Annotated in this window: 21 protein-coding genes and 1 pseudogene; 16 read left to right on the top strand and 6 right to left on the bottom strand. The window is 71.7% G+C overall.

Features of this window, described 5'->3' with window-relative positions; all coding sequences use genetic code 11:
* Nucleotides 1-3 precede the first annotated feature (3 nt).
* The 9 genes from ACZ4NB_RS25385 (at nt 4) to mreB (ending at nt 11,449) form a co-directional block, all read left to right on the top strand.
* Complete coding sequence (locus ACZ4NB_RS25385; RefSeq protein WP_467665013.1) at nt 4-729, top strand: class I SAM-dependent methyltransferase; 726 nt, start codon at nt 4-6, stop codon at nt 727-729.
* A complete protein-coding gene (locus tag ACZ4NB_RS25380; protein WP_467665011.1) occupies nt 726-5,252 on the top strand; it encodes an alpha-(1->3)-arabinofuranosyltransferase domain-containing protein in 4,527 nt (1,508 codons plus the stop codon). Before ACZ4NB_RS25385 ends, ACZ4NB_RS25380 begins: the two co-directional genes overlap by 4 nt.
* Before the next feature lie 185 nt (nt 5,253-5,437).
* Nucleotides 5,438-6,835 (top strand): condensation protein, encoded by a 1,398-nt coding sequence (locus ACZ4NB_RS25375; protein ID WP_467665009.1) that lies wholly within the window; start codon nt 5,438-5,440, stop codon nt 6,833-6,835.
* Complete coding sequence (locus tag ACZ4NB_RS25370) at nt 6,832-7,617, top strand: class I SAM-dependent methyltransferase (RefSeq protein WP_467665007.1); 786 nt, start codon at nt 6,832-6,834, stop codon at nt 7,615-7,617. Before ACZ4NB_RS25375 ends, ACZ4NB_RS25370 begins: the two co-directional genes overlap by 4 nt.
* A gap of 64 nt (nt 7,618-7,681) precedes the next feature.
* Entirely contained in the window at nt 7,682-8,605 is a 924-nt protein-coding gene (locus ACZ4NB_RS25365; RefSeq protein WP_467665005.1) for a DMT family transporter, read from the top strand.
* A complete protein-coding gene (locus ACZ4NB_RS25360; RefSeq protein WP_467665003.1) occupies nt 8,602-8,826 on the top strand; it encodes a Trm112 family protein in 225 nt (74 codons plus the stop codon). The genes ACZ4NB_RS25365 and ACZ4NB_RS25360 overlap by 4 nt, the downstream gene beginning before the upstream one ends.
* Nucleotides 8,823-9,632 (top strand): FkbM family methyltransferase, encoded by an 810-nt coding sequence (locus ACZ4NB_RS25355; RefSeq protein ID WP_467665001.1) that lies wholly within the window; start codon nt 8,823-8,825, stop codon nt 9,630-9,632. The genes ACZ4NB_RS25360 and ACZ4NB_RS25355 overlap by 4 nt, the downstream gene beginning before the upstream one ends.
* Nucleotides 9,616-10,224, top strand: coding sequence for a hypothetical protein (locus tag ACZ4NB_RS25350; RefSeq protein WP_467664999.1), 609 nt, complete (start codon nt 9,616-9,618; stop codon nt 10,222-10,224). Before ACZ4NB_RS25355 ends, ACZ4NB_RS25350 begins: the two co-directional genes overlap by 17 nt.
* 193 nt (nt 10,225-10,417) lie before the next feature.
* Nucleotides 10,418-11,449 carry a rod shape-determining protein MreB gene (gene mreB / locus ACZ4NB_RS25345; protein ID WP_467664998.1) on the top strand — a complete coding sequence of 344 codons (1,032 nt, stop codon included), beginning with the start codon at nt 10,418-10,420 and terminating at the stop codon, nt 11,447-11,449.
* A 126-nt stretch (nt 11,450-11,575) separates the two neighbouring features.
* Here mreB and ACZ4NB_RS25340 read toward each other — a convergent pair whose 3' ends face one another.
* The 3 genes from ACZ4NB_RS25340 to ACZ4NB_RS25330 all read right to left on the bottom strand — a co-directional run bounded on the left by ACZ4NB_RS25340 (nt 11,576) and on the right by ACZ4NB_RS25330 (nt 13,276).
* Entirely contained in the window at nt 11,576-12,172 is a 597-nt protein-coding gene (locus tag ACZ4NB_RS25340) for a histidine phosphatase family protein (protein WP_467664996.1), read from the bottom strand.
* A gap of 11 nt (nt 12,173-12,183) precedes the next feature.
* Nucleotides 12,184-12,576 (bottom strand): thioredoxin, encoded by a 393-nt coding sequence (gene trxA, locus ACZ4NB_RS25335; RefSeq protein WP_467664994.1) that lies wholly within the window; start codon nt 12,574-12,576, stop codon nt 12,184-12,186.
* 337 nt (nt 12,577-12,913) lie between these two features.
* The gene (locus tag ACZ4NB_RS25330) at nt 12,914-13,276 is read right to left on the bottom strand and encodes a cupin domain-containing protein (RefSeq protein WP_467664992.1); all 363 of its coding nucleotides are present in this window, start codon (nt 13,274-13,276) and stop codon (nt 12,914-12,916) included.
* A 280-nt stretch (nt 13,277-13,556) separates the two neighbouring features.
* On the opposite strand from ACZ4NB_RS25330, the gene ACZ4NB_RS25325 reads away from it, so the two are divergent.
* From ACZ4NB_RS25325 to ACZ4NB_RS25310, 4 genes are all read left to right on the top strand, one after another.
* Nucleotides 13,557-14,432, top strand: coding sequence for a glycosyltransferase family 2 protein (locus tag ACZ4NB_RS25325; RefSeq protein ID WP_467664990.1), 876 nt, complete (start codon nt 13,557-13,559; stop codon nt 14,430-14,432).
* Nucleotides 14,433-14,454: 22 nt separating this feature from the next.
* A complete protein-coding gene (locus tag ACZ4NB_RS25320) occupies nt 14,455-15,114 on the top strand; it encodes a GNAT family N-acetyltransferase (protein WP_467664988.1) in 660 nt (219 codons plus the stop codon).
* Complete coding sequence (locus ACZ4NB_RS25315; protein ID WP_467664987.1) at nt 15,111-15,692, top strand: hypothetical protein; 582 nt, start codon at nt 15,111-15,113, stop codon at nt 15,690-15,692. The genes ACZ4NB_RS25320 and ACZ4NB_RS25315 overlap by 4 nt, the downstream gene beginning before the upstream one ends.
* 317 nt (nt 15,693-16,009) lie before the next feature.
* Complete coding sequence (locus tag ACZ4NB_RS25310; RefSeq protein ID WP_467664986.1) at nt 16,010-16,696, top strand: hypothetical protein; 687 nt, start codon at nt 16,010-16,012, stop codon at nt 16,694-16,696.
* 114 nt (nt 16,697-16,810) lie between these two features.
* Here ACZ4NB_RS25310 and ACZ4NB_RS25305 read toward each other — a convergent pair whose 3' ends face one another.
* Complete coding sequence (locus tag ACZ4NB_RS25305; protein ID WP_467664984.1) at nt 16,811-17,116, bottom strand: hypothetical protein; 306 nt, start codon at nt 17,114-17,116, stop codon at nt 16,811-16,813.
* Nucleotides 17,117-17,760: 644 nt separating this feature from the next.
* Between ACZ4NB_RS25305 and ACZ4NB_RS25300 the strand changes: the two genes are divergently transcribed.
* Both ACZ4NB_RS25300 and ACZ4NB_RS25295 read left to right on the top strand, forming a co-directional pair.
* Nucleotides 17,761-18,837, top strand: a complete 1,077-nt coding sequence (locus ACZ4NB_RS25300; protein ID WP_467664983.1) for a hypothetical protein — start codon at nt 17,761-17,763, stop codon at nt 18,835-18,837.
* 287 nt (nt 18,838-19,124) lie between these two features.
* A complete protein-coding gene (locus ACZ4NB_RS25295; protein WP_467664981.1) occupies nt 19,125-20,105 on the top strand; it encodes a glycosyltransferase family 4 protein in 981 nt (326 codons plus the stop codon).
* A gap of 181 nt (nt 20,106-20,286) precedes the next feature.
* On the opposite strand, the gene ACZ4NB_RS25290 is transcribed toward ACZ4NB_RS25295, so the two are convergent.
* Together ACZ4NB_RS25290 and ACZ4NB_RS25285 are read right to left on the bottom strand one after the other, a co-directional pair.
* Entirely contained in the window at nt 20,287-20,940 is a 654-nt protein-coding gene (locus ACZ4NB_RS25290) for a hypothetical protein (RefSeq protein ID WP_467664979.1), read from the bottom strand.
* A 325-nt stretch (nt 20,941-21,265) separates the two neighbouring features.
* The gene (locus tag ACZ4NB_RS25285; protein ID WP_467664977.1) at nt 21,266-21,658 is read right to left on the bottom strand and encodes a hypothetical protein; all 393 of its coding nucleotides are present in this window, start codon (nt 21,656-21,658) and stop codon (nt 21,266-21,268) included.
* A gap of 469 nt (nt 21,659-22,127) precedes the next feature.
* Between ACZ4NB_RS25285 and ACZ4NB_RS25280 the strand changes: the two are divergent.
* Nucleotides 22,128-22,235 (top strand): annotated as a pseudogene (locus ACZ4NB_RS25280) (transposase); the annotation flags it as partial.
* Nucleotides 22,236-22,828 lie beyond the last annotated feature (593 nt).

Raw genomic sequence — 22,828 nt, 5'->3', positions numbered from 1 at the left:
CCGGTGCGCGACCCCTCGCTGCGCAGGTCCTACGCCCTCTTCCGCGCCTTCCTCAAGGAGCAGACCGCACCCGAGCACTGCTACCGGCTGCTCGCCCGCGACGCCGCCGACCAGGTCGAACGCCATGCACCGCTCAAGGGCGCGGTGGTCGCCGACGTCGGCGGCGGCGCCGGCCACTTCACCGAGGAGTTCCGGCGCCGCGGCGCCCACGGCTACCTCTTCGAGCCCGACCCGGCGGAGCTGACCGCAGGCGGCCGCAGGCCCGAGGCGGCGGTGGTCGCCGACGGCTACCTGCTGCCGCTCGCCGACGGCGCCGCCGACATCTGCTTCTCCTCCAACGTCCTGGAGCACGTCGCCGATCCGCAGACCTTCCTCAGCGAAATGGTCCGGGTCACCCGCCCCGGCGGGCTGATCTACGTGGCCTTCACCAACTGGCTCTCCCCCTGGGGCGGCCACGAGACCGCGCCCTGGCACTACCTGGGCGCCGAACGGGCCCGCAGGCGCTACCGGCGGCGCACCGGCCGGGACGCCAAGCACACCCTGGGCGTCAACCTCTTCGCCGTGCACGTCGGACGCACCCTGCGGCAGGTACGGGCACGCGACGACGTCGCGATCGTCACCGCGCGCTCCCGCTACGCACCGTTCCTCGCCGAGGCCATCCCCCGCCTCCCGGGCGTCCGGGAGGTCGCCACCTGGAACCTCCTCCTCATCCTCCGGCGGTTGCCATGACCCAGACCCTGCGGCCCTCCCCGTCCCCGGGCACGCCCGACACCGGCGGCAGGACCGACACCACGAGTGCCCCACCGCCGGGCGGGCCCCGCGGCAGACGCTGGTTACTGGCCTTCTGGGCGGCCGCCCTGGTGGGCTTTCTGACGCCCTCGCCGGGGAAGATGACGTTCGAGACCAAACTGGGCGTCACCACCGACCCCTGGAAGTTCCTCGGCGACCTCGGGCAGCTGTGGCACGACCGGGCGGGCTTCGGCGGCATCGCCGACCAGTACTTCGGCTACGCCTTCCCCACGCTCCCCTACTACGGCCTGACCGACCTCGCCCACGTCCCGGTCTGGCTGGCGGAGCGGCTGTGGATGTCGCTGATCGTCACGGCCGCGTTCTGGGGCGCGCTGCGGCTGGCCGAACGGCTGCGCTTCGGCAGCCCGCCCACGCGGCTGACGGCGGCGGCCTGCTACGCCCTGTGGCCCACCTTCACCATCGTCATCGGCTCCACCTCCGCCGCCGTCCTCCCCGGCGCGCTGCTCCCCTGGGTGCTGCTGCCGCTGACCAACCCTCAGGTGAGCGCCCGTACCGCGGCGACCCGCTCGGCGCTGCTGATCCCCTTCATGGGCGGCGTCAACGCGGCGTCCACGCTGGCCGCGCTGCTGCCCGCCGGCCTGTACCTGCTCTCCCGTACGGGGCCGCGGCGCACCCGGCTGCTCGCCTGGTGGCTGCCCGGTGTCGTACTGGCCACCGCCTGGTGGGTGGTACCGCTGCTGCTGCTCGGCATCCACGGTGAGAACTTCATGCCGTTCATCGAGCAGGCCGACACCACCACCGGCACCATGTCCGCCACCGAACTGCTGCGCGGCGCCGGCAACTGGGTCGGCTACCTCGACTTCGGCGAGCCCTGGCTGCCGGCCGGCTGGACCATGACGGCCAACGCCTTCGCGGTGCTCGGCTCGGCGCTGGCCGCGGCGCTCGGCCTGGCCGGCCTGGCCCGCCGCGATCTGCCCGAACGGCGCTGGCTCCTGCTGACCGTACTGGCCGTGGCGCTGATCGCGCTGGCCGGATACGGCGGAGCGCTCGGCGGGCCGCTGCACGAGCTGTGGCAGGACTGGCTGAACGGCTGGCTGCGCCCGTTCCGCAACATCTACAAGTTCACCCCGGGCCTGGCCCTGGCCCTCACCCTGGGGCTGGCGCATCTGCTCGCCGTCGCCGCCGAGCGCCGCGGCACCCGCCGCGTCCCGGCCCGCCACCGCCTGCCCCGACTGACCGCGCTGCTGATCCTGCCGGCCCTCGCGCTGCCCTTCCTGACCGGCACCGTCCTCCAGCCGGGCGCCTTCACCAAGCTGCCCGCCTACTGGGAGCAGACCGCCGGCTGGCTGCGGACCCACACCCCGCACAGCCGCGCCCTGGTCGTCCCCGCCACCGCGCACGGCATCTACACCTGGGGCTCCCCCATCGACGAACCCCTCGACGTGCTCGCCGACTCCCCCTGGGCGCAGCGCGACTTCGTCCCGTTCGGCACCCCGGGCGCCCGCCGGGCCCTGGACGCCGTCGAGCAGGCGCTGCTGACCGGCGCCCGGGTCCCGGGCCTGCGCGACTACCTGGGCCGGGCCGGGCTGCACGACGTGGTGGTACGCAACGACCTCGACCCCGACCAGATCGGCTACGTCCCCCCGCAGACCGTCAAGCGGACCCTGGAGGCGTCCGGCTACCGCAGGGCGGCCGCCTTCGGCCCGCTGACCACCGGCGGCAGGATCCCCGCCGAGGCCCCGGTGCAGATCCAGGGCCTCTATCCGCGCCAGCGCGCCGTCGAGATCTACCAGCCGGTGGGCACCCCCGAGCCCGGCCGCGTCGCCGCCCGGCCGGTCGCGGACACCGCCCAGCTCAGCGGCGGCCCCGAAGCCCTCCTCCAGCTCTCCGCCGATCCCGCCCTGCGCAACCGGGCCACCGTGCTGACCGGCGACCGCCACCCCGGCCTCGGCACCCCGCCGCTCCAGCTGACCGCCGACGGCCTGCGCCGCGCCGACACCCGCTTCGGGCTGGTCAACAGCAACACCTCCTACACCTACACGCCCGACGAGCGGAACCACCCCGACAGCGTGCAGGACCCCGGCCGGCCGCCCCGGCAGATCCTGCCGACCACCGGGATCGGCCACCAGACCACCGCCCAGCTCCGCGGCGCGTCCTCGGTCACCGCCTCCACCAGCGGCAACTGGCTCTTCCACCTGCCGCAGTACGACCCGGTCAACGCCTTCGACGGCAACCCGGACACCGCCTGGGCGGAGGGCAGCGCCGGCGACCCCGTCGGCCAGTGGGTCAAGATCGCCTTCACCCGGCCGACCGGGGTCCCCGCCGCGCTGACCCTCACCCCGCTGCCCGGCGACGGGCTGCGCGCCGCCCCGACGTCCGTCCGGATCCAGACCGACCGCGGCGGCGCCGACTCCGTACTGCGGCCCGACGGCACACCCCAGCAGGTCAAGGCCCCGGCCGGGACGGCGAAGTGGCTGAAGGTGACGATCACCGGCTCGCAGACCCCGCGCGCCGGCCTCTCCGGCGCCGGATTCGCCGAGATCGCCCTCCCCGGCGTGCAGGTCACCCGGCTGCTGCAACTCCCCACCGACGCCCAGGACTCCGACGCGCCCGCCGAAACCGTCTCGCTGCACCGCGGCAGCGACCCGGGCGGGCTGTCGCCGGTCTCCGCCGAGGTCGGACTGCACCGCCAGTTCCGTACCGGCGAGCGCGCCGACTACGCCGTCTCCGGCACCGCGCTGGCCGTCCCCGGCAGCGAACTCGACCGGCTGCTGGACCGGGTCGCGCCGGAGCAGAAGGACCGGATCACCGCCACCGCCGACTCCACCGGCTTCGGCTTCGGGCAGTCGCTCAGCCCCCGCAACCTCGTCGACGGCGATCTGACCACCGCCTGGATCGCCGGCGACCGGCCGACGCTGCATCTGCGCTGGCCCGGCAAGAAGAAGATCGACCAGATCGTGCTGGCCGCGGCCGGCGGCATCTCCACCCGGCCGGAGCAGATCCTGATCAACTCACCGGACGGGGCGGCCACCGCGGGCGTCGACGAGAACGGCCAGGCCCGCTTCGAGGCGATCACCACCGACCGCCTCGACATCACCATCAGCAAGGTCAAGGAGCTGACGATCCACAACCCGGTCGCCGGCCAGGCCCTGCAACTCCCGGTCGGCCTCAGCGAGGTCTACCTGCCGGCGCTCGACGCCTACCGCACCCCGCGGCCCGCCGCCGGCGCCCGCTTCACCGTCGGCTGCGGCCAGGGCCCGATGCTCGCCGTCGACGGCGTACTGCACGCCACCAGGGCCTCCGGCTACGTCCGCGACCTCACCGAACGCCGCCCGATCGACGTGGAGTTGTGCGCCGGACCGGCCAAGGACGGGCGGCTGGAACTGCCGCCCGGCCGCCACCGGGTGGAGGCCGGCGACCAGGGGCCGCTGGCACTGACGGATGTGACGCTGCGCAGGGGAGACGCCGACGGCACAGAGCCGGCGACGGCCCCCGCCGGCCCGGCCCGCAAGGTCACCGCCGAGGACTGGTCGGGGGATCGCCGCACCGTCTCCGTCGGCTCCGGTCAGGCCGTCTACCTCCAGATCCACGAGAACGCCAACGACGGCTGGCAGGCCACGCTCCACGGGCGGCGGCTGACCCCGCTGCGGGTGGACGGCTGGCAGCAGGGCTTCCTCGTACCGGCCGGGGCGGGCGGCACCATCGAGCTGTCCTACGGTCCGGCCACCGCCTACGACCTGGGGCTGATCGGCGGAGCGCTGGGCGTGGTGCTGCTCGTCCTGTCCGCCCTGATCCGCCGCCCGCCGGGCACCCCGCGTCCCGACGTCCCGCCGCCGCCCGCCCCCTCGTGGGTGCTGGGGGTCGTCGCCCTCACGGCGGTGGTGGCCCTGGCCTCCGGGCCGTACGCGGTGATCGTGCCGCTGCTGGCCCTGCTGGCCCGTTTCCGCCCGCGGTTGCTCGTTCCGCTCGCGCTGGCGGCGATGGCGGCCGCCGGGGCCGTCGCGGCACTCGGCGCGGGCCGGCCCCTCGCCGCGGACCAGGGCGCCTTCAGCGGCCTCGCCCAGGCGCTGGCGCTGCTGGGGCTGGCGGCGGGGGTGGTGACCGTACCGACCGGGGCGGCGGAGCCGGTGACGGAGCCGGCCCGGCCGCCGGACCGGGCGGGGCCGGACGCGCCGCCCGGGGCGCCCCTTCCGCCGTTGCCGCGGCGGCCGCGGGGTGGGGTGGGCACGGCACGGTCCGTCAGCAGCCGGGGCTCCGGGGACACTGCGGACACTGCGGACGGGCCCGGTGCGCAGGCCGTCGGCCGTCCCATCGTGGCCCGGGGACGGACCCAGGGCGCCGGTCCGCTGTGGGCCGAGCGGCGCCCACCGGGCCGACCGGCCGCACCGCGGACACCGCGGACACCTCGACCGCCCGCGCCACCGGGTGACGACGGGGCGGACAACCGGGCGGACAACCAGAAGGACAACCGGGAGGACAACGGGGAGGGCACCACCCGATGACCGCACTGCAACCGGCCGCCGCGCCGCCACCGTCGTCGTCTTCTTCGTCTTCGTCGTCCGCATCGTCAGCCTCGTCCGCCCCGTCAGCCCCGTCTGCCTCGTCTGCCTCGTCTTCCTCCCGGCCGTCCGGCCCGTCGGGCTCGCCGTCCGGGCCGCGTCCGGCCCGGCAACCCACCGTCGCCCGCGTGCCGTTCCCGCTCGTCGACGAGGTCTCCCGGCACTGCCTGGAGGACGAGGAGCCGGAGACCGTGCACATCGAGGTGCACCTCCCCGGCCGGGTCGATCCCGCGCGGCTGCGCACCGCGTTCCGGCAGGCGCTCGCCCGGCACCCGCGCATCCTCATGCGCCAGGAGCCGGTCCGCTGGTGGCGCAGCCGCTACATCTGGCAGCTCACCGCCGCCCCGGACGTGGACCCGGTCGCCGTCGCGCCACCGGGACCCGACGCGCTCCGCCACGCCCGGGAGCGCGCGCTCTCCCACTGCCCGCCCCTGGACGCCTCACCGCCCGTACGGCTGGAGATCGTCGGGCGGCAGGGGACCGGAACGGCGGACGGCACGGTGCTGCTGCTCACCATCAACCACACCGCCCTGGACGGCCCGGCCTGCCTCCGGGTACTGGCCACCGCCGCCGAGCTCTACGGCGGCGCCGACAACTCCCCGGCCCCGCCGCCCATAAGGGCCGGCGGCCCCGGGGCGGAGCGTCCGGACGACGCGAGCGCTCCGGGGAGCACCGGCCACCGCTTCTCCCGTCCGGTCCGGATCGCCGCCCACCACGGGGGCGGCGGTGGTACGGGCAGGGGCAACAGCATGCTCATCACCGAGCTGCCGGTGCCGGCCCGTCCACCCCGGGTGGACGGGCGGACCCCGTACACCGTGAACGACCAACTCCTCGTCGCCACCTGCCTGATGGTGGCCCGCTGGAACCGGCTGCATGCCGCCCGCGCCGCACCCGTCGTCGTCACCATGCCCGTCGACGACCGGCCGCGCGACGCCGGGATGCCCATCGGCAACGGCACCCGGCTGCTCTCGGTCGGCTTCGGCCCCGAGGAACGGCGGGACGCCGAGCGGCTGACCGCCGATCCCCCCGACCCGGAAGCGGTGGCCCGGCTGCTGCGACGTACGGCGGCGCGCACCCGCGCCCTCAAGTCGGCGCCGCCCGGCCCGCAACTCGGGCTCTCCGGGGCGGTGCTGACCGCGCCCGTACTGCCCGTCGGGCTGCGCGGCGCCGCCGCCCGCGCGCTGCGCGGCGCCGCCGCGCCCTGGACCTCCACCACGCTCCTGTCCAACATCGGCCGTATCCCCTATCCGCTGGACTTCGGCGACGCCGGACGCCCGACCGCGGTGTGGTTCTCCGCCCCGGCACGGATGCCGCGCGGGCTCACCGTCACCACCGTCTCCGTCGGCGGCCGCATCCAGCTCGCGCTGCGCTGGTCGCACGCCCTGCTGGACGAGGCGGCCGGCGCCCGGCTCGGTGCCCTCTTCCGCTCCTCGCTCGCCGCCACCGGCCGGCCCGACTCCGACGCGCCCCCGCCCCCTGGACAACCGCCGCCCCCCGCCGCCCCGACCGAAGGACGCGCCCGATGACCCGCCCCGCCGCCCCCCGCCCCAGGGACGCCTTGGGAAGCGGCCCGACCGCGCCGCCCACCGGGCTGCGGGACTTCTACGAGAACCCCGCCGTGCCGGTGGCGTCCGGCGCCGCCCGCAGCCGGCGGCAGGCGCGGCTGCTGGCCCGCGCCCTGGGGCCCGTACGCTCCGGCGCCCCACCGGCCACCGTCCTGGACCTCGGCTGCGGCGACGGCACCGCGGCCGCCACCGCCGCCGAGGTCCTCGCGGGCCACCGGCTCATCGGCGTCGACTGGTCCCAGGACGCGCTGCGCCGCGCCCGGTCCCGCATCCCCTCCGTCGTGCGCGGCGAACTGACCGACGGCGGCCTGCCGTTCGCGACCGGCTCCGCCGACGCCGTCCTCTTCAGCGAGGTCATCGAGCATCTCGTCGACCCCGATGCCGCGCTGGACGAACTGCGCCGCGTGCTGCGCCCCGGCGGCCACCTCATGCTCTCCACCCCCAACCTCGCCGCCTGGTACAACCGCGGGCTCCTGCTGGCCGGAGTCCAGCCCGTCTTCTCGGAGGTGAGCATGCGCCGGATCCACGGCCGGCCGGGCAGTCAGGTCGTCGGCCATCTGCGCCTCTATACCGCCCGTGCGCTGCGCGGCTTCCTGGCGGCCTCCGGCTTCGAGGCCGTACGGATCGCCGGCGCCCCGTACCACGATGTGCCGCGCCCGCTGCGCCCGCTCGACCGGGCCGCCTGCCATGTCCCGTCCCTGGCCTCCATCCTGCTCGCCCACGCCCGCCGAAGCGGCCCCTGACCGACCGCACCGGCTCGGCACCTCACTCAGACCCGCGGGGGCCCTCGACGAAGGAGGTGGCGCGATGCTGTGGTGGGGCGTGGCGTCCGCACTGCTCGCCAATGTCCTGTACAGCACCGGCTTCGTGCTGGAGAAGCGCGCGCTGGCCACGCTGCCGGCGCTGAGCACCCGCCGGCCCGCCCGGGTCGTCGGCCACCTCCTGTCCAGTCCGCTGTGGCTCGGCGGTTCGCTGGCGCTGGCCGCCGGGTTCGCCGCCCAACTCGCCGTCTACCGGACCCTGCCCCTCGCCGCCGCGCAGGGCATTTTCGTCTCGGGTCTGGTCCTGCTGCTGCTCCTGTCCTCGGTCGTCCTGGGCGAGCGGACCAGCGGCCGGGAGCGGCAGAGCATCGTGGCGATCCTGATCGCGCTCGTCCTGGTCGTCGCCTCCCTCCAGGGCGAGGACGCCCGCGCCATCGCCCGCACCGCCCCGCCCGCGACGCTGCTCGCCATCGCCGTACCGTCGCTGGCCGCCGGGCTTGTGCTCTACCGCTCGGCCGAACGCCGTGCCCAGCGCCGCCACCGGCTGCCGACCGCCGGCGTCCCCTACGGGGTGGCCGTCGGCCTGCTCTACGGCGTCAGCTCCCTGGCCATCAAGGGCGTCTCCGGCCTGCTCACCACCCACGACCTCGCGGGCGCCGCCGCCGAGCTCCTCCGCTCGCCCTACCCCTACCTCCTGCTCTTCACCGGAGCCACCGGTCTGATCCTGTCCCAGACCGCGCTGCAGCGCTGCCGCGCCTCCGTGATCGTCCCCGTCTGCACCACCGTCACCTGCGTCTTCACCGTCGCCTGCGGCACCGTGGCATTCGGCGAGCCGCTACCCGCCGACCCCCTGCGGCTCGCCCTACGGCTGGGCGGCACCGCCGTCGCCGTCACCGTCCTGCTCGCCCTACCGCGTCATGAGACCACCGCCGTCCCAACCCGCCCACCGGCTAACGGAGTTGAGCCATGAAGCCCGACGACCCGCTGCTGCAGATCCTGGTCTGCCCCCTCGACAAGGGTCCGCTGTCCCTCCTCACCCCCGACGGCATCCTCTACAACCCCCGGCTGCGCCGCCGCTATCCGATCCTCGACGGTATTCCCCAGCTTCTGCCCTCGTCCGGTGAACAGGTCACCGACGCCGAGCACGACCGTCTGCTGCGCCGCCTCTCGGAGCAGGGGGCGCTGTCGTGACGCTCGCCGCGCGGCTGGGGCCCCGGCTGCCGGCCCGGCTGGTGTCGGCGCTGGCGGGCGGGCTCTATCCGCGCTTCGAACCGGAGCTGCGGCGGCTCGCCGACTTCTGCCCGCCGGGCGGCACGGCCGTCGATGTGGGCGGGTGGTACGGCCCCTGGACCCGGCGGCTGGCCCGGCGGGCCGACCGCGTCGTCACCATCGAGCCCGTCCCCCACCTGGCCCGCCTGCTCGCTTCCGTCACCCCGCCTCATGTCGACGTGGTCTCCGCGGCGGCCACCGACCACGCCGGCTGCGCCACCCTCTGGCTGCCCCCGGACGGCCGCGGCGACCGCGGGGTCTCCTCGCTCGTACGCCGCGAGCTGCACACCGCCGCCCTCGACGTGCCCTGCCTTCCCCTGGACGCGCTCGGATTGGCCTCCGTCACCCTGATCAAGGTGGATGTGGACGGTGCGGAGCTGGCGGTGCTGCGCGGCGCGGCGGACACCGTCGAGCGGGACCGGCCGGCGCTGTTCGTCGAGCTGGAGAGCCGCATCCAGCCGCTGGCGCCCGTGCTCGACTGGACGGCCGCCCACGGCTATCGCGGCTGGGTCCTGCCGCACGGCCGCTGGCTGCCACTGGCCGACTTCGATCTGCCGGCCCATCAGTCCCGCACCTCCCATGTCGCCGAACACGGCCTGCTGCGCCGCTCCCTGGCACCGCACCGCCGCTATGTGAACTCCGTGCTCTTCCTCCCCGACGGCGACCGCCCCGGACCCCCCGAAGCCCCCGCCGTCCACGACCATGTCCATCATGAGCCCCGCCACTGACAATGACCCGCCCACCGGCCCCGGCACCCCCTCCGACCTGCCAGGACCCATCGCCTTCCAGCTCGTACTGCTGCGCCGGATGGCCGACCACCACCCCGGCATGGTCGAGGACGCCCTGCGCGAACTGGGCGTTTCCCGCGCCGAGATGCGGGAGGCCAACCGCCGCTGGCAGGCGCGGATGCACGCCCCGCGGGCGGGCGGCGTCCAGCCGTACCGCGCCCTGCTGGGCGTCCCGCGGACCGTCGCCACCCGCCGGATCGGCGACCTGACCTGCGAGGCCCTGACCTGGCCGGTGCCCCTCTGGCCCGACCTGCACTTCGAGGTCCTCACCGCGGCCCGGGGCACGGTCTGGAACGCCTGGCTGGTCCGGGCCCCCGGGGCCCCCTCCCCCGAGTTGCGGACGACCGCGGACCTGGCCCCCTGGTCCTGCACCGTCGACGAGGTCGCCCGCGCCTTCGCCCCGGCCCGCCCGATGGAGGGCAGCGCCCCCACCCGCTGGCGGCTGGCCTGCACGGCTCCGGACCCCGACGGCGCCCCGCGGCCCATCGTCACGGAATTCACCTGGGGGCTCTACCAGCGCCGCGTCGACTGAGCCCCGGCCGTCGGCGCGCCGCCGCCGCGGCTCCGCTCACCCGTATGCCGTAGCCCGCCCCTCCCCGTCCCCCTACCGGACCCTCCCAGCGGGCGTCCCCCTATGGGCGATCAGAGGATGGCGCACGAGCGGTCCGTGCGAACGGACCGTGTGAGCGCTCCGTCCATACCGGCCCACCGGGGAGGAATCACCCATGACCATCAGCCTCGCCCAATTGCGGCGCTGCTCGGCCGCCGTCGACCTCGGCGCGGCCCGGACCAGGGTGTACGTCAAGAATCAGGGGCTGGTCGTCGACGAACCGAGCGTCGCCGCCATCAACACCCGCACCGGGGCGCTGCTGGCCGTCGGCGAGCAAGCCGAGTTGATGGACGGCCGCACCCCCGACCACATCCGCGTGGTCCGCCCGGTCTCCGGCGGCACCGTCGTCGATATCGACATGGCTCAGCGGCTGCTGCGCACCCTGGTCGGCAACGGGCTGCGCAAGACCTGGCGGCGCCGCCCCGCGATGCGGGCCGCGGTCTGCCTCCCGTACGGGAGCGAGCCGCTGGCCCAGCGGGCGGCCGTGGAGACGCTGACCGGACTCGGTGCGCGCCGGGTCGAACTCGTCGACACCCTGGTCGCCGCCGCCGTCGGCTCCGGGCTCCCGGTGGAGCAGCCGGAGGCGACCATGATCGTGATGTGCGGCGCGGGCACCACACAGGTCGCGGTGCTGTCCCTCGGCTCCATCGTGGCCGCGGAGAGCGTGCCGGTGGGCGGCAACGCCATCGACCACGCCGTCATCCAGCATCTGCGCCAGCACCATGAACTGATGCTGGCGAGCCAGGCCGTACGCCCCCTGCATCTGATCCTGTCCGGTGGCGACGACCTCACCCCCGGCTCCACCGAGGTGCACGGCCGCGACGTGGTCAGCGGAATGGCGCGCTCCGTGCATGTCGACACCGAGCGGGTACGGGACGCCATCATCACCCCGCTGACCGCGATCCTCGACGGCATCGGAGCCGTACTGCGGCGCTGCCCGCCGGATCTGGTGGCCGACCTCGGCGAGCGCGGCATCATGCTCGCCGGCGGCAGCGCCCTGATCCCCGGTCTGGAGCCGATGATCCATCAGGCCACCAGCATGCCGGTACACACCGCCGACCGGCCGGACACCTGCGCCGTCATGGGACTCGGCGCCATGATCGAGGGCAAGGTCCAGCCACTGCACCTCGACCCGATGGCGCCGTAGCGGCGGTGGCCTTCGCGCCACGGAGGCGGCTCGCCCGCCCACCACCCGGCGGCTCCGACTCCGCCCCTGGCTCAGCCACTACAGGCGCCGGTCCCGGGCGGCACGGACACCGACCCCGGGCGGCGCTCACAGACTCCGGGCGTTCCAGGCCACCACGGCGGGGCGGTCGTGCTCCGTTCCCAGAACGCCGACGGTCCCGGTCTCGAAGGTGAACAGTCCACCCGCCGCGGCCGGCAGTCCGAGCCTGCGGGCGGCCAGCACCCGCAGGAAGTGCGCATGCGCCACCAGCGCCACATCCCCGCTGTCGGCCCGCAGCTGCGGGGCGATCCTGGCCAGCACCCGGTCGGCCCGCGCGCCGACCTGCTCGGGGGACTCCCCCGGGTGCTCGTCGGGGCCGGGCGCGACACCGTCGGAGAACAGATACCAGCCGGGGCGCTCACGACGGATCTCGGCGGTGGTGATGCCCTCATAGCCGCCGTAGTCCCATTCCCGCAGGTCGGGATCGATCTGCGGAGAGGCGAGGCCCGCCAGCTCGGCGGTGCGCAGCGCCCGCGCCATCGGGCTGGCGTACACCTGCGCGATCTTCCGGCCCGACAGCAGCGGCCGCAGCGCACGGGCCTGCTCCTCGCCATGGGCGGTCAGCGGCAGATCGGTCCAACCGGTGTGCCGACCGTTCCGGCTCCACTCGGTCTCGCCGTGCCGGACCAGAAGTAGCTCGCTCACGGGCCCCGAGCCTACTGGCCCGCCCCGCCCTGCGCCTGCTCGCTCTGCTGGGCCTCGGCGACCGACGCCCGGACCTCGTCCATGTCCAGCGCGCGGGCCTGGCCGATGACGTCCTCCAGGGCCTCCGCCGGCAGCGCGCCCGGCTGCGCGAACACCGCGATGTTCTGCCGCACGATCATGACCGTCGGGATGGACTGGATCTGGAATGCCTGCGCCAGCTCCGGCTGGGCCTCCGTGTCGACCTTGGCGAACACCAGGTCGTCGTGCTTCTCCGAGGACTGCTCGAAGATCGGGCCGAACTGCTTGCAGGGACCGCACCACTCGGCCCAGAAGTCGATCAGGACGAAATCGTTGCCGGAGACGATTTCGTCGAAGTTTTCCTTGGTGAGCTCAACGGTGCTCATGCGTACGTTCCTGCTTCCGGTCTGTCGACGATGTCCACTCGGTCCCCGGCAGCGGCAACAGGATCACCCCGTGCCGTATTCCGTATGCCGGACCGTCCGGCTCCCCTGCCCACCGAACGCGTTCCTAGACATCCCGATCGACGTGGGAAAACACACGACGCGCCGGTACGGGCAGCCGCACGCCGCAAGGCCCCGGAACCAGCTCCCGGGACCTTGTAGGGGCCATGCCCCCGCGGCCCTCCTCATCGCTCCGTCCCACCGCTCCGCCGCATCGCCCTACCGCAACACACCGCTCCCATCCGTCACTCTCGGCGACCCGCCCCCTCCCTCTCCTGCTCTACCCCTTGGCCTTGGCGTAGTCCGTCGCCATCCCGCCCGCGAAGTCGTACACGACGACCTGTTCGTCGCCGACGACCCAGGCGTCATGGCCCGGCGGGCAGACGAAGACATCGCCGGGCCCCACTTCGGACTCCGCGCCGTCGTCCATCCTGATGCGCATACGGCCCTGGACCATGAAGCCGTGGTGGTGGACCTCGCAGCTGTCGGTCCCGGCGATCGGGCCGACCGACTCCGTCCAGCGCCAGCCCGGTTCAAAGGTGGCCACGGCGAAGTCCAGCCCGGTCAGGTGCAGGGCTTCGAGGTGCCCCCTGGGAAAGTCACGCCGCTCGTCCGGCTTGTCGATCGTCTTGATCTCCATCATGAGGGCCGCCTCCCGCCCCCCACCGGTCGTTGTGACACACCCCCCTCCCTTCCATGGTGCGCCCACCGCGGGACCGGCGGCCACCGGCGCCCCGGGCCGGGTCCGGGGCCGAAAGCGCGTGAGTGCGTGCGCGAGTACGTCCGTACGTACATGTGTGCGCGCGTACTCACCGGTACCGACGGGGATGTCGCCCGGCGGGTGCGGTGGCGCGCAGCCGCTTACCCCGACGACTAGCATCCGAAACAACCGGGCAAGCCCGCCAAGAACGGAGCATCCTTCTGTGCGTCATCTGCGCGTAGGCGTCGCCATCTTGACCATGGGAAACCGTCCCGCCGAGCTGACCGCGCTGCTGGATTCGGTCGCCAAGCAGGACCTCCAGCCCGCCCACATCGTCGTCGTCGGGAACGGCTCGCCGCTGCCGCCGCTGCCGCACGGCGCGATGGGTGTGGAGCTGAGCGAGAACCTGGGCGTCTCCGGAGGCAGAAACGTCGCCCTGGACGAGCTGCGCAAGCTCGGCGACCTGGACGTGGTGGTCGATCTGGACGACGACGGCCTCCTGATCAGCCCGGACGTCTTCCGGCGGCTCGCCGAACTCCACGCGCAGGACCCGGAGTTGGGCATCGTGAGCTTCCGCATCGCCGACGAGCTCGGCCGCACCCAGCGCCGCCACGTCCCGCGCCTGCGGGCCGGCGACCCGCAGCGCGGCGGACTGGTGACGACGTTCCTCGGCGGCGGGCACTCGCTGTCCGTACCGATGCTGGACCGTATCGGCGGCTGGCCCGACGACTTCTTCTACGCGCACGAGGAGACCGACCTGGCCTGGCGGGCCCTGGACGACGGCTGGCATATCCGCTACGCCCCGGAGATCGTGCTCCAGCACCCCTACACCTCCCCCACCCGGCACGCGGTCTACCACCGCATGGTCGCCAGGAACCGCGTATGGCTGGCGAAGCGCCATCTGCCCGCGGTCCTGGTGCCGCTCTACCTGGGCGTATGGGCGGCGCTGACGGCCGTACGCAGCCGCTCGGTCGGGGGCCTGCGCGCCTGGGCCGCCGGCTTCGCCGAAGGGGTGCGGACGCCCTGCGGACGGCGCCGGCCGATCCGCTGGCGCACGGTGTGGCGGATGACGCGGCTCGGCCGCCCACCGGTCATCTAGGGACAGGGACCTGGACCACCCGATGCAGCTCCTCACCTTCCCCGAAGCCGCGACCCCGCCCGAACTCCGCCGCCAGGTACGCGCGCTCCATGACGAGGCATGGCCCCCCGCCGACGATCCGGCCGGGCCCCGGACCGGCGCTTCGCCCGCCGCAGCGGCCGACGACGGCGACCGGCCCCACCACGACCCCGCGCTCCGTCCGATCTCGATGCTGCTGGTCGACAACGGCACGGTGCTGGCGGCCCTGGACATCCTCTCCAAGCCGATCGTGCACGCCGGCCACCGCTACCGGGCCGGCGGACTGAGCACCGTGGTGACCCGCCGAGCCGCCCGCGGCCAGGGACACGGCCGCCACCTGGTGACCGCCGCCCACAAAGCCATGACCGGCTCGCCCCTGCCCGTACCCCTGCCCCCGGACTCGGACCTGGACCTGGACCTGGACCTGGGCATCTTCACCTGCGACCGCCCCCTGCAGCACTTCTACGAGAGCGCGGGCTGGCACCCGCTGCCCGGAACGGTCCTCATCGGAGGCACACCGCAGTCCCCCTTCCCCAGCGACCAACCGGGCTTCGACAAGGTCACCATGGCGGACTTCTTCTCCCCCGAGGCCCGCCGGGACCGCACGGCGTTCCATTGCGCCCGCATCGCGCTGCACCCCGGCGAAATCGACAAACTCTGGTGACCCGCCTCCGCACCCTGGCCCTTGCTCTCGCCCTTCCGCTCATAGGCTGCTGGGGCGCCTACCAGTGGCTCGCGGCAGAACTGGACGAGGCGAAGGACCGCCGGGACCTTCATGACCTGACGCGCTCCCTGCCCTGGGACTCCGGCGCCCTCCTGGTCCCCGACGCCGCCCGGCGCGAGGACGATGCGATGGGCTGGGCGAACGCAGCCGCTTTCGCCGTCACCTTCCGCCTGGGGCCGGACACCGGTCACGGACCGATGATCGAGTACGCGATGCACCTCATGGAGAAGGACGGTAGGGAGCCGCCCGACGTCGTCAGCTGCGCCGCCACCAAAATCGTGACGTGCACCGATCTCGGGCACGGACTGCGCAAAGTCGTCACCCACGACACCGACAACAGCGACCCCGGTCTCGCCCTGTACCAACGCGTCGGCGACCGACTGATCACCGTCCGCGGCTACGACGGCCCCGTCAGCGTGTCCCAGCTCAAGGACATCCTCACCCGCACCCACCACCCCACCGACACCGAACTCCTGGCCCTCCTGCGACCTACCGGCTACCAAACCGACTGGCTTTAGACAGGACCGGCGCCGGCGCACTCGTTTCGGCGGCCCTGCTGGTGACAGCACTCCGTCAGCGCGGCAGCACCGGGAATCCGGCCTGAGGTCCGACCCCCACGATCCGCCATCGAGGTCCGGGGCGGCGGATTCGCCCGTCAGTCAGGTGAACGTCGGCGCGGCGGCGCGGCATCCCGGTCACGGGTGGTACAGGAGCCACTGTGAGCTCCCAACCACCGACCGGCCCGCCCAGTGGCCCCCTGCGCGGGGAGCCGGCGCCCACGCCGCCACCTCCCCCTCGACAGCCCCGGCGGCGCACCGTACCCCTCCTCATCGGCGTGGCCGTCGCCGTCGTGGTGATCGTGTCGGCGCTCGTCGTCTTCGCGTTCCTCAACGTCGACGACGGGGGTGAGCCCTCGGACAGCTCCTCCAAGGTGCCGAGCGTCGGCTCGTCCGCGGCGGCCCGCGATCTGGCGAAACGCGTGGCGCTGACGCCGAAGGACTGGGGCGACTCATTTGTTCGGGATTCTCCGTACGAGGAGAGCGATCTGGGTTGGCCGGTTGTCGACCAGGACTGCAAAGTCACGTTGGAATCACGGACCGATGCGCTCGACAGCCTGAAGCGCAACGCCAAGGAATCAGATGGCACGGTGCTTTCCGGCTCCGCGCTCATCACCTACAAGAGGGCGGATTCCGCCAAAAGTATCATTGCCCAGCAGCGCGAGCCTTTGCAGCGATGCCCGAAACAGGGCGTCGCCGGAAGTAGCGAACAGTATGAGAATGTCCACGAGGGAGAAGTTCCCGACCTGAAGGGCTTTGATGACCTGGTGGCCGGAGAAGGCCACATCGTCGTCGGTTCAGACGGCCAGAAGACAGACGATTACTACACGGTGCTCACGGCCAGTAAAGGGCAGTTCGTGCTGCAGGTCTCCGTGACCCGCGGTGGGTCCGACACACAGGAGCAGGCCCGCGACGAGGCGGTCAACGCGCTCTCGCTCATGCTGAGCCGCCTTGAGAACGGATGACGTGAGGCGGTACGAAGCGGACCGTGCGGCGGAAGCCGCCCCGCCGAGCCGCAGCTGCGGGCGGCGGGGCGGCCTCGTCTCCTCACCCGCGAACTGCGGCGCCGTCGCCCGGGACTACTTGTGGCCGTCTTCCAGGTCGGCGATGACCAGGGCCCTGACCTTCGCCTTGAACTGCCATGCCGGGTCCTGAATGATCTGCTCCCTGGGCCGCATGTTGATGTTCAGGACCACCTCGCCGGACTGATGACCGGTCGGCTGGACCTGCAGGTCGATTTCCTGGCCGCCGAGTTCATAGTCCTCGACATTCCCGTTGATGTATGCCTCGAACTTGAAGGACTTGAGCGCCACGTCGATGACCCGGTTGCCGTTGTCATCCGTACGGAGCTTGCCGGGGAGCGTGATGTCCCTCCGCTGCTCCACTCGGCTCCTCGACGGGCTGACGTCCACATCGAACCTGATCTCTCGAAACACAAGGGCCACGCAGTCCACCTCCGCATGAGCCGGCACAATCGCCGCCTCCGTCGCGCATTTCCCCGCAGGGCGGTTCCCGGCGGGACCGAACGGGAGACTTGGTAACACGGCGTCCGAGCCGTACGCCATGGGCCCGTCGCCCGGCCGGAACCGAAACGATGCCAATTCAGCCTGACCTACTGCCCCTTCTGCGCCATCGGCCGGCCCTTCAGATGGCACCCGATGGCCATAACCCCGGCCGGGCGGTCTTAAAGCACATCTGCAGAAACGATCCTGAAAGCCATTCACGCCTTGGCCGATAACGGCCAGGAGAGGCCGTCACTCCATTCGAGCCATGTCGGCTCATACGATCACCCCAGTTCAGAGCCCACTTGACAACGGATCATCAGCGAAAGTAATCGACGGCGACTCGCTCGAAGGCCAGTACGAGAAGACTCCGCTGCCGCCCTGGCCTGATGTGTACGGAACCTGCTCAGCGCCAATATTCCCTCGTGTTACGAGATTTCCCCTCGGGTAGGGTCTCGTCGCATTCGAGCCGGACGACAGAGGGGACAGCCATGGGGTTCATCATTGGCCAGGGACTACCGCTTCCGGTGAATATCACTCAGGGAAAGGGAGAGGTATTCACGATCAACCTGCTGCTGACACCGAACAGCAAACCCGTCGCGGGCGAGAAGAAGGAAATCACGGTCACCCTGCCCGAAGGAGTCTTCTTCCCCGATGATGCGAAGGTCATCTACATCGTTCCGGGCGTCGTCCACAGGGAACTGCATATCCTGAACAAGGAACGGCAGTCCCTGCGGTTCGAGAACACGGTTCACCTCAACGACGGTTCACCGGAAGCCGGCGGGTTCTATCTGCTCGGCGTCACAGCACTCGACAATGCCCCGCTGGAAATGCTCTGGGGCCAGATCCACCTCGACAACGCCCAGGCGGCCCCGCTGCGCTTCCAGATCACCACTCCCCGGCCGACCGGGAACCTGATCGGGAACTACGGCTTCGCCCAGTACGAATTCAAGCCCGGCGGGAAGTGGTACGACAACAAGGGCGCCGAATACGCGAAGGACCTCCGGCAGATCGACTCCTGGAAGGTGGGCAAGTACGAGGGCAAGGGGAGCTGGCACACCTCGGAGACCGGGGAGCCCGGCACCTTCGTCGATCTGCTCCGAGGGGACACCATCGGGACCTTCCCGGAGGACCCGGAGTACCCCTTCGTACCGGGCGAGAACATCGTCGACATCGACGGGGCCAAGACCTGCGGCTTCATCGAGCAGACCGTCGCGGTGAGCCCCGGTTCCTGGTACGAGCTGTCGTTCTACACCGGCTACCACGTCCTGCGGGACCCCCTCTCCGCCCCCACCTATCTGCGGGCCGAGGTCCTCGACGGCGAACCCGCCCGCGACGGCACCACCCTCGCCTGGGACGACTACGTCCAGTACTACACCGGCAAGGCCACCTCCCCCAGCGGCACCAGGACCGACCTCAACTCCCCCGGCTGGCGCAAGCGCACACTCCGCTTCCAAGCACCGGCCGACGTCGGCCGGGTGGCCGTGCGGTTCGCCAACCCCGGCCGCGCGGGCTTCGACCAGGAGCTGAGCGCCGACCCGGACGGCGACACCGGCATGCTCCTCGCACACATCCGGCTCGTCCCCGCACCACCCGCTCCCTGAGCGGGAGCCCCGAAGAGCCGGTGATCTCCGTCCACGGACACCTGCGCGACGAAGACCACCGGCCTTCCCCCGCCTCGACCCCGCCCCTCGCTCTCACACCTCTCCCCGTCCTCGTCCTCGTCCTTGTTGCCCTCCGGAGGGAGTACTCACAGGTGGAAACGGCGGCGCCCCGCCCGCACAGGCCCCCACTGACCGCGCTCACCAGGTCGCGGAGCATGTCCATCGTGGCGCGGGTATACGGCTATCCCCCGGCCCACAACGCGGGATCCGAGTGGATGCTGCACTCGATGCTTCGCCCCCTGAGCGAACGCGGCCACCGCGTGACGGTCTGGCTGTCGCACCCGGGAAGCATCGAGGAGAGCTACGACATCGACGGAGTGCGGGTCGTCCCGTATCAGGAGGGTTCCGACTTCGCGGCCCAGGCCCAGAACGCGGACGTACTCCTGTCCCACTTCGAGAACGTGCCCCTCGTCTCGGGTCTCGCCAGAGCCCGCCGCATACCCGTCGTCGTCATCTGCCACGACAACTTCGCGCCGACCTTCCACAACGCGGCCGGAGCCGATCTCCTGGTCTACAACAGCGAGTGGATCCGCCGGGACGGCGAGATCTTCTACGCGCACTACCCCCCGGAGTTCCTGCCCCGGCACACGATCGTCGTACGCCCCCCTGTGATCACGTCGGAGTACCGCACCGAACCGGGCGACTGCGCGACCCTGGTGAACCTCAACCCCGACAAGGGCGGCGACCTCTTCTGGCAGATCGCCGCCTGGACGCCCGAGTGGCGGTTCCTGGGCGTCCGCGGCGCGTACGGGCAGCAGATCATGCCGCCGCCACGGCTGCCCAACTGCGAGGTCGTCGACGGTGTGGCCGGCAAGGAGATGCGCACGCACGTCTACGGCCGCTCCCGGGTGATGCTCATGCCGAGCCTGTACGAGTCCTGGGGGCGGGTGGCGATCGAGGCGTTCGCCTCCGGCATCCCGGTCATCGCCCACCCCACCCCCGGGCTGATCGAGTCCCTCGGCGAGGCCGGGATCTTCGCCTACCGCGACGACCTGAACGCCTGGACCCACGCCCTGATGTCGCTGCAGGACCCGCAGAACTGGGCGCGGGCCTCCCGCCGCGCGAAGGCGCGCTCCGACGAGCTGAGCGCCGGCTCCGACCTGGACGTCTGGTGCGACGCCGTCGAATCGCTGTACGACGCGAAGCGGCGGAGCCCGTTCCGCGCCGCGGGGACGACCCGCTCGTCGACACCCCTCCCGGCCCGGTAGCGCGCTTTCCCTTCTGGCTCTGCGCCGACCTTCCGGACCCTTGTGGCCATGAATGCGCAGTGCTCTACGGCACCGACGGGCGCACCGAATCAGGGATGATGCGGGGCTCCGCATCGGGTATAGACATTCGTTGCGCGTGGAGCGGGCCGGCAAAAATGCGGACCACCGGAGGTGAATGAAGTCAACTGCTCTCAAGGCGACTCAGCATGAGGGAGAGAGCTTTGACCGCTTGTTTGCGGTTCTGCTCCCGCGTCCCGTAGCCGCTGCGGCTCACGTACGACTGCAGTACAAACTGCCCTTTGCTGGCCGTGAGAGACGTATAGTAATCGTCCAGCCCACCACCGATGTCATGGCCTTCCTCGGCCACCAGGTCATCAAAACCCTTCAGGCCAGGAACGTCGACCTCATGGATATTCTCGGTCTCGCTTCCGGCCATCCACTGCTTCGGACATCGCCGCACGGAGTCGCGCTGCTCGGCAACGGCGCCTCCGGCGGATTCTGCTCCCTTGAAGGTGATGAGTGTAGAGCTGGCGTACGCCGTGGTTTCCGATTCTGTGACGCTGCGACTCAGGTAATCGATGGCATTGACCGACGATGTCGCCTTGCTCTGGCAGTCTTGGTCGGCAACCATCCAAGCCTGAGTGGAGTCCTCATATGGAGATGCCTGAACAAACGAACTACCCCAATCCTTGGGGGTCAACGTCACGCGTTTCGCGATACCTCGGGCCACTGCGGATGCGCTGACGCTCGGGACCTTGGAAGGGGTATTCGAAGGCTCGCCGCCTTCGTCGCTGCGGAGGAATACGAAGAAGACGAGCCCGGTCACGATCACCACGACGGCAACGGCCGCGCCGATGATGATGGGTGCAGCCCGCCGCCGGGGCGACGGAGGGGGCGGCGGGGGTGGCGGGGTCGGTGCCGGCTCCCCGTACAGGGGGCCTCTGGGCGGGCCGGTCGGCGGTTGGGAGCTCACCATGCCTCCTGTACCACCTGTGACCTGGATGCCACGCGGCCACGCCGAGGTTCACCTGAGTGACGGGTGAAGCGGCGGCAGGTGAAGGCGCCGCCGGCTCAGCCCGTCGACCGGCCCCCCGCCGCAACGGGGCACTCGCCCGCCCACCGAGGTGACGGGCAGGAGCGGCCAGTCACCCCCGGCGCCACTAGAAGGGGACATTGCTCCGAACGCGGCGCCAGATCTCACCTTGGCTTGCCATAGGTGCTTCAAGCGCAAACATCTCCCACTGCCCCCAAAGCGAGTGGGAGAACTCCAGGCCGTGCACGACAGCGCCAGTTGGGCGTGCGTGGGATCCCGTCTCCCCATTTCCCCGCCCATAAGCATCGGGGCCCACCATGTCCCAGAACGACCACAGTTGAGAAATGTCGAACAGCGCCTCAACATCGCGCACAGCGTTCGAGATCGTGTGCTCGCGCGATGGGTCAGGGACAGCGAGGTACGCCAGGAAGCGGAGCCATGGAGGTTTTTGACTGAACTCGTAGTCCACAGCGTCCAGGAACGCCCCTGCGGTAAGCCTCGGCTGCTCTTCCGTTGCCATGAATGCGACGGTGGTCCCGATGCTTCCATCACGCCGGTACGCAGGGTCGAGATATCCGACGTCCTCCAGCGCCCTATCGATGCATCCGCGCAGGAGTCTGTCCAATACTGTCCGACGCTGCCATCGGCCGTCCAACCCCGTCTGAGTGGCCGTGTGTCAGTTCACGGTGGTCTGACAGTCGTTGTCGAGCGGTAGGAGAGACTCGGTGTCGGTCTTGGCATTGTCCTGGCAGGCCATGGGCGAGCATGTCCTGGTGGAAGCGATCGGGTCGGTTGCCGCGGCAGCCCTTAGCACTTGGTTGTTCCGTCGATGGCGCCGTCTGTGGCGTCGGGCGCCAGTAGCCGGCGTACCCCACGCCAACGAGGCTGGAGCGGCTGCTGCAGAACCCCCGCATCAGGACGCTCTCCGCTAGGACTTGTCCGGCCGATCATGTGACTACTCCGTGCCGAGGTCGTTGATGTGGACATGGGACGGGGTGATCGGACGGTTGCTGACCGGTGTGCAGTGGCGTGACCCGCCCGAACGGTTCGGCCCGTGGAAGACCGTCTACGAACGCCATCGCCTATGGTCCGCCGACGTCGGCACCGACGTGCTGTCCGACGAGAAGAGCCGCGCCCTCTACCTCCGGTGGATCAAGGCGAAGAGGTCCCTCACGCGCTTCCCGATCGGCCGCTGTGATTCCCCGGGCCTGAGTAGCTGGTCGCTGCCGACGGGGCTGCCGCCCGCGGCGGCCCGTACCGTCCGCCAGGGACTGAAAGGGACACCGGAAGGCGGCCTGAAGACCCCGCTGGCCCCTGAACCGGACCCTTGTCCCCCGCGTGTCCCCTGGATCTTGGTCTGAACGGCTGAACGGGGGCCACCGCACCGTGGCGGTGACCCCCGTTCTCACGTGATCCCAGGTAGAAAGGATCTTCGCCCTGGAAGCTGTGGTGGGGCGGGTGGGACTCGAACCCACGGCCGACGGATTATGAGTCCTTTGGGAATCTTGGCGGCCCTTGCCGATCAACGTCCATCCGTGACGTTTTAGCTGGCCAGGCAGGGTGCGCGGTGTGGCCGCTGTGCCGTCCTTGTCAGTCTGTTCCTCTCCTTGTGTCCCCACCGCGTCCTCAATGAGTCCCCGCAGGACGCAGTCGAAGGCCGGGGAAACCGTCAGGCCAGCTCGGGGGCGGG

Source organism: Streptomyces sp. NPDC026575 (assembly GCF_055567415.1).
This window is presented reverse-complemented; position numbering and strand designations above follow the sequence as displayed.

What these genes read in the sequence shown, in the direction of transcription:
- ACZ4NB_RS25380 (WP_467665011.1), top strand. Translation starts at nt 726, where the DNA reads ATGACCCAGACCCTGCGGCCCTCCCCGTCCCCGGGCACGCCCGACACC.
- ACZ4NB_RS25370 (WP_467665007.1), top strand. Translation starts at nt 6,832, where the DNA reads ATGACCCGCCCCGCCGCCCCCCGCCCCAGGGACGCCTTGGGAAGCGGC.
- ACZ4NB_RS25365 (WP_467665005.1), top strand. Translation starts at nt 7,682, where the DNA reads ATGCTGTGGTGGGGCGTGGCGTCCGCACTGCTCGCCAATGTCCTGTAC.
- ACZ4NB_RS25360 (WP_467665003.1), top strand. Translation starts at nt 8,602, where the DNA reads ATGAAGCCCGACGACCCGCTGCTGCAGATCCTGGTCTGCCCCCTCGAC.
- ACZ4NB_RS25350 (WP_467664999.1), top strand. Translation starts at nt 9,616, where the DNA reads ATGAGCCCCGCCACTGACAATGACCCGCCCACCGGCCCCGGCACCCCC.
- mreB (WP_467664998.1), top strand. Translation starts at nt 10,418, where the DNA reads ATGACCATCAGCCTCGCCCAATTGCGGCGCTGCTCGGCCGCCGTCGAC.
- trxA (WP_467664994.1), bottom strand. Translation starts at nt 12,576, where the DNA reads ATGAGCACCGTTGAGCTCACCAAGGAAAACTTCGACGAAATCGTCTCC.
- ACZ4NB_RS25330 (WP_467664992.1), bottom strand. Translation starts at nt 13,276, where the DNA reads ATGATGGAGATCAAGACGATCGACAAGCCGGACGAGCGGCGTGACTTT.
- ACZ4NB_RS25320 (WP_467664988.1), top strand. Translation starts at nt 14,455, where the DNA reads ATGCAGCTCCTCACCTTCCCCGAAGCCGCGACCCCGCCCGAACTCCGC.
- ACZ4NB_RS25295 (WP_467664981.1), top strand. Translation starts at nt 19,125, where the DNA reads ATGCTTCGCCCCCTGAGCGAACGCGGCCACCGCGTGACGGTCTGGCTG.
- ACZ4NB_RS25285 (WP_467664977.1), bottom strand. Translation starts at nt 21,658, where the DNA reads ATGGCAACGGAAGAGCAGCCGAGGCTTACCGCAGGGGCGTTCCTGGAC.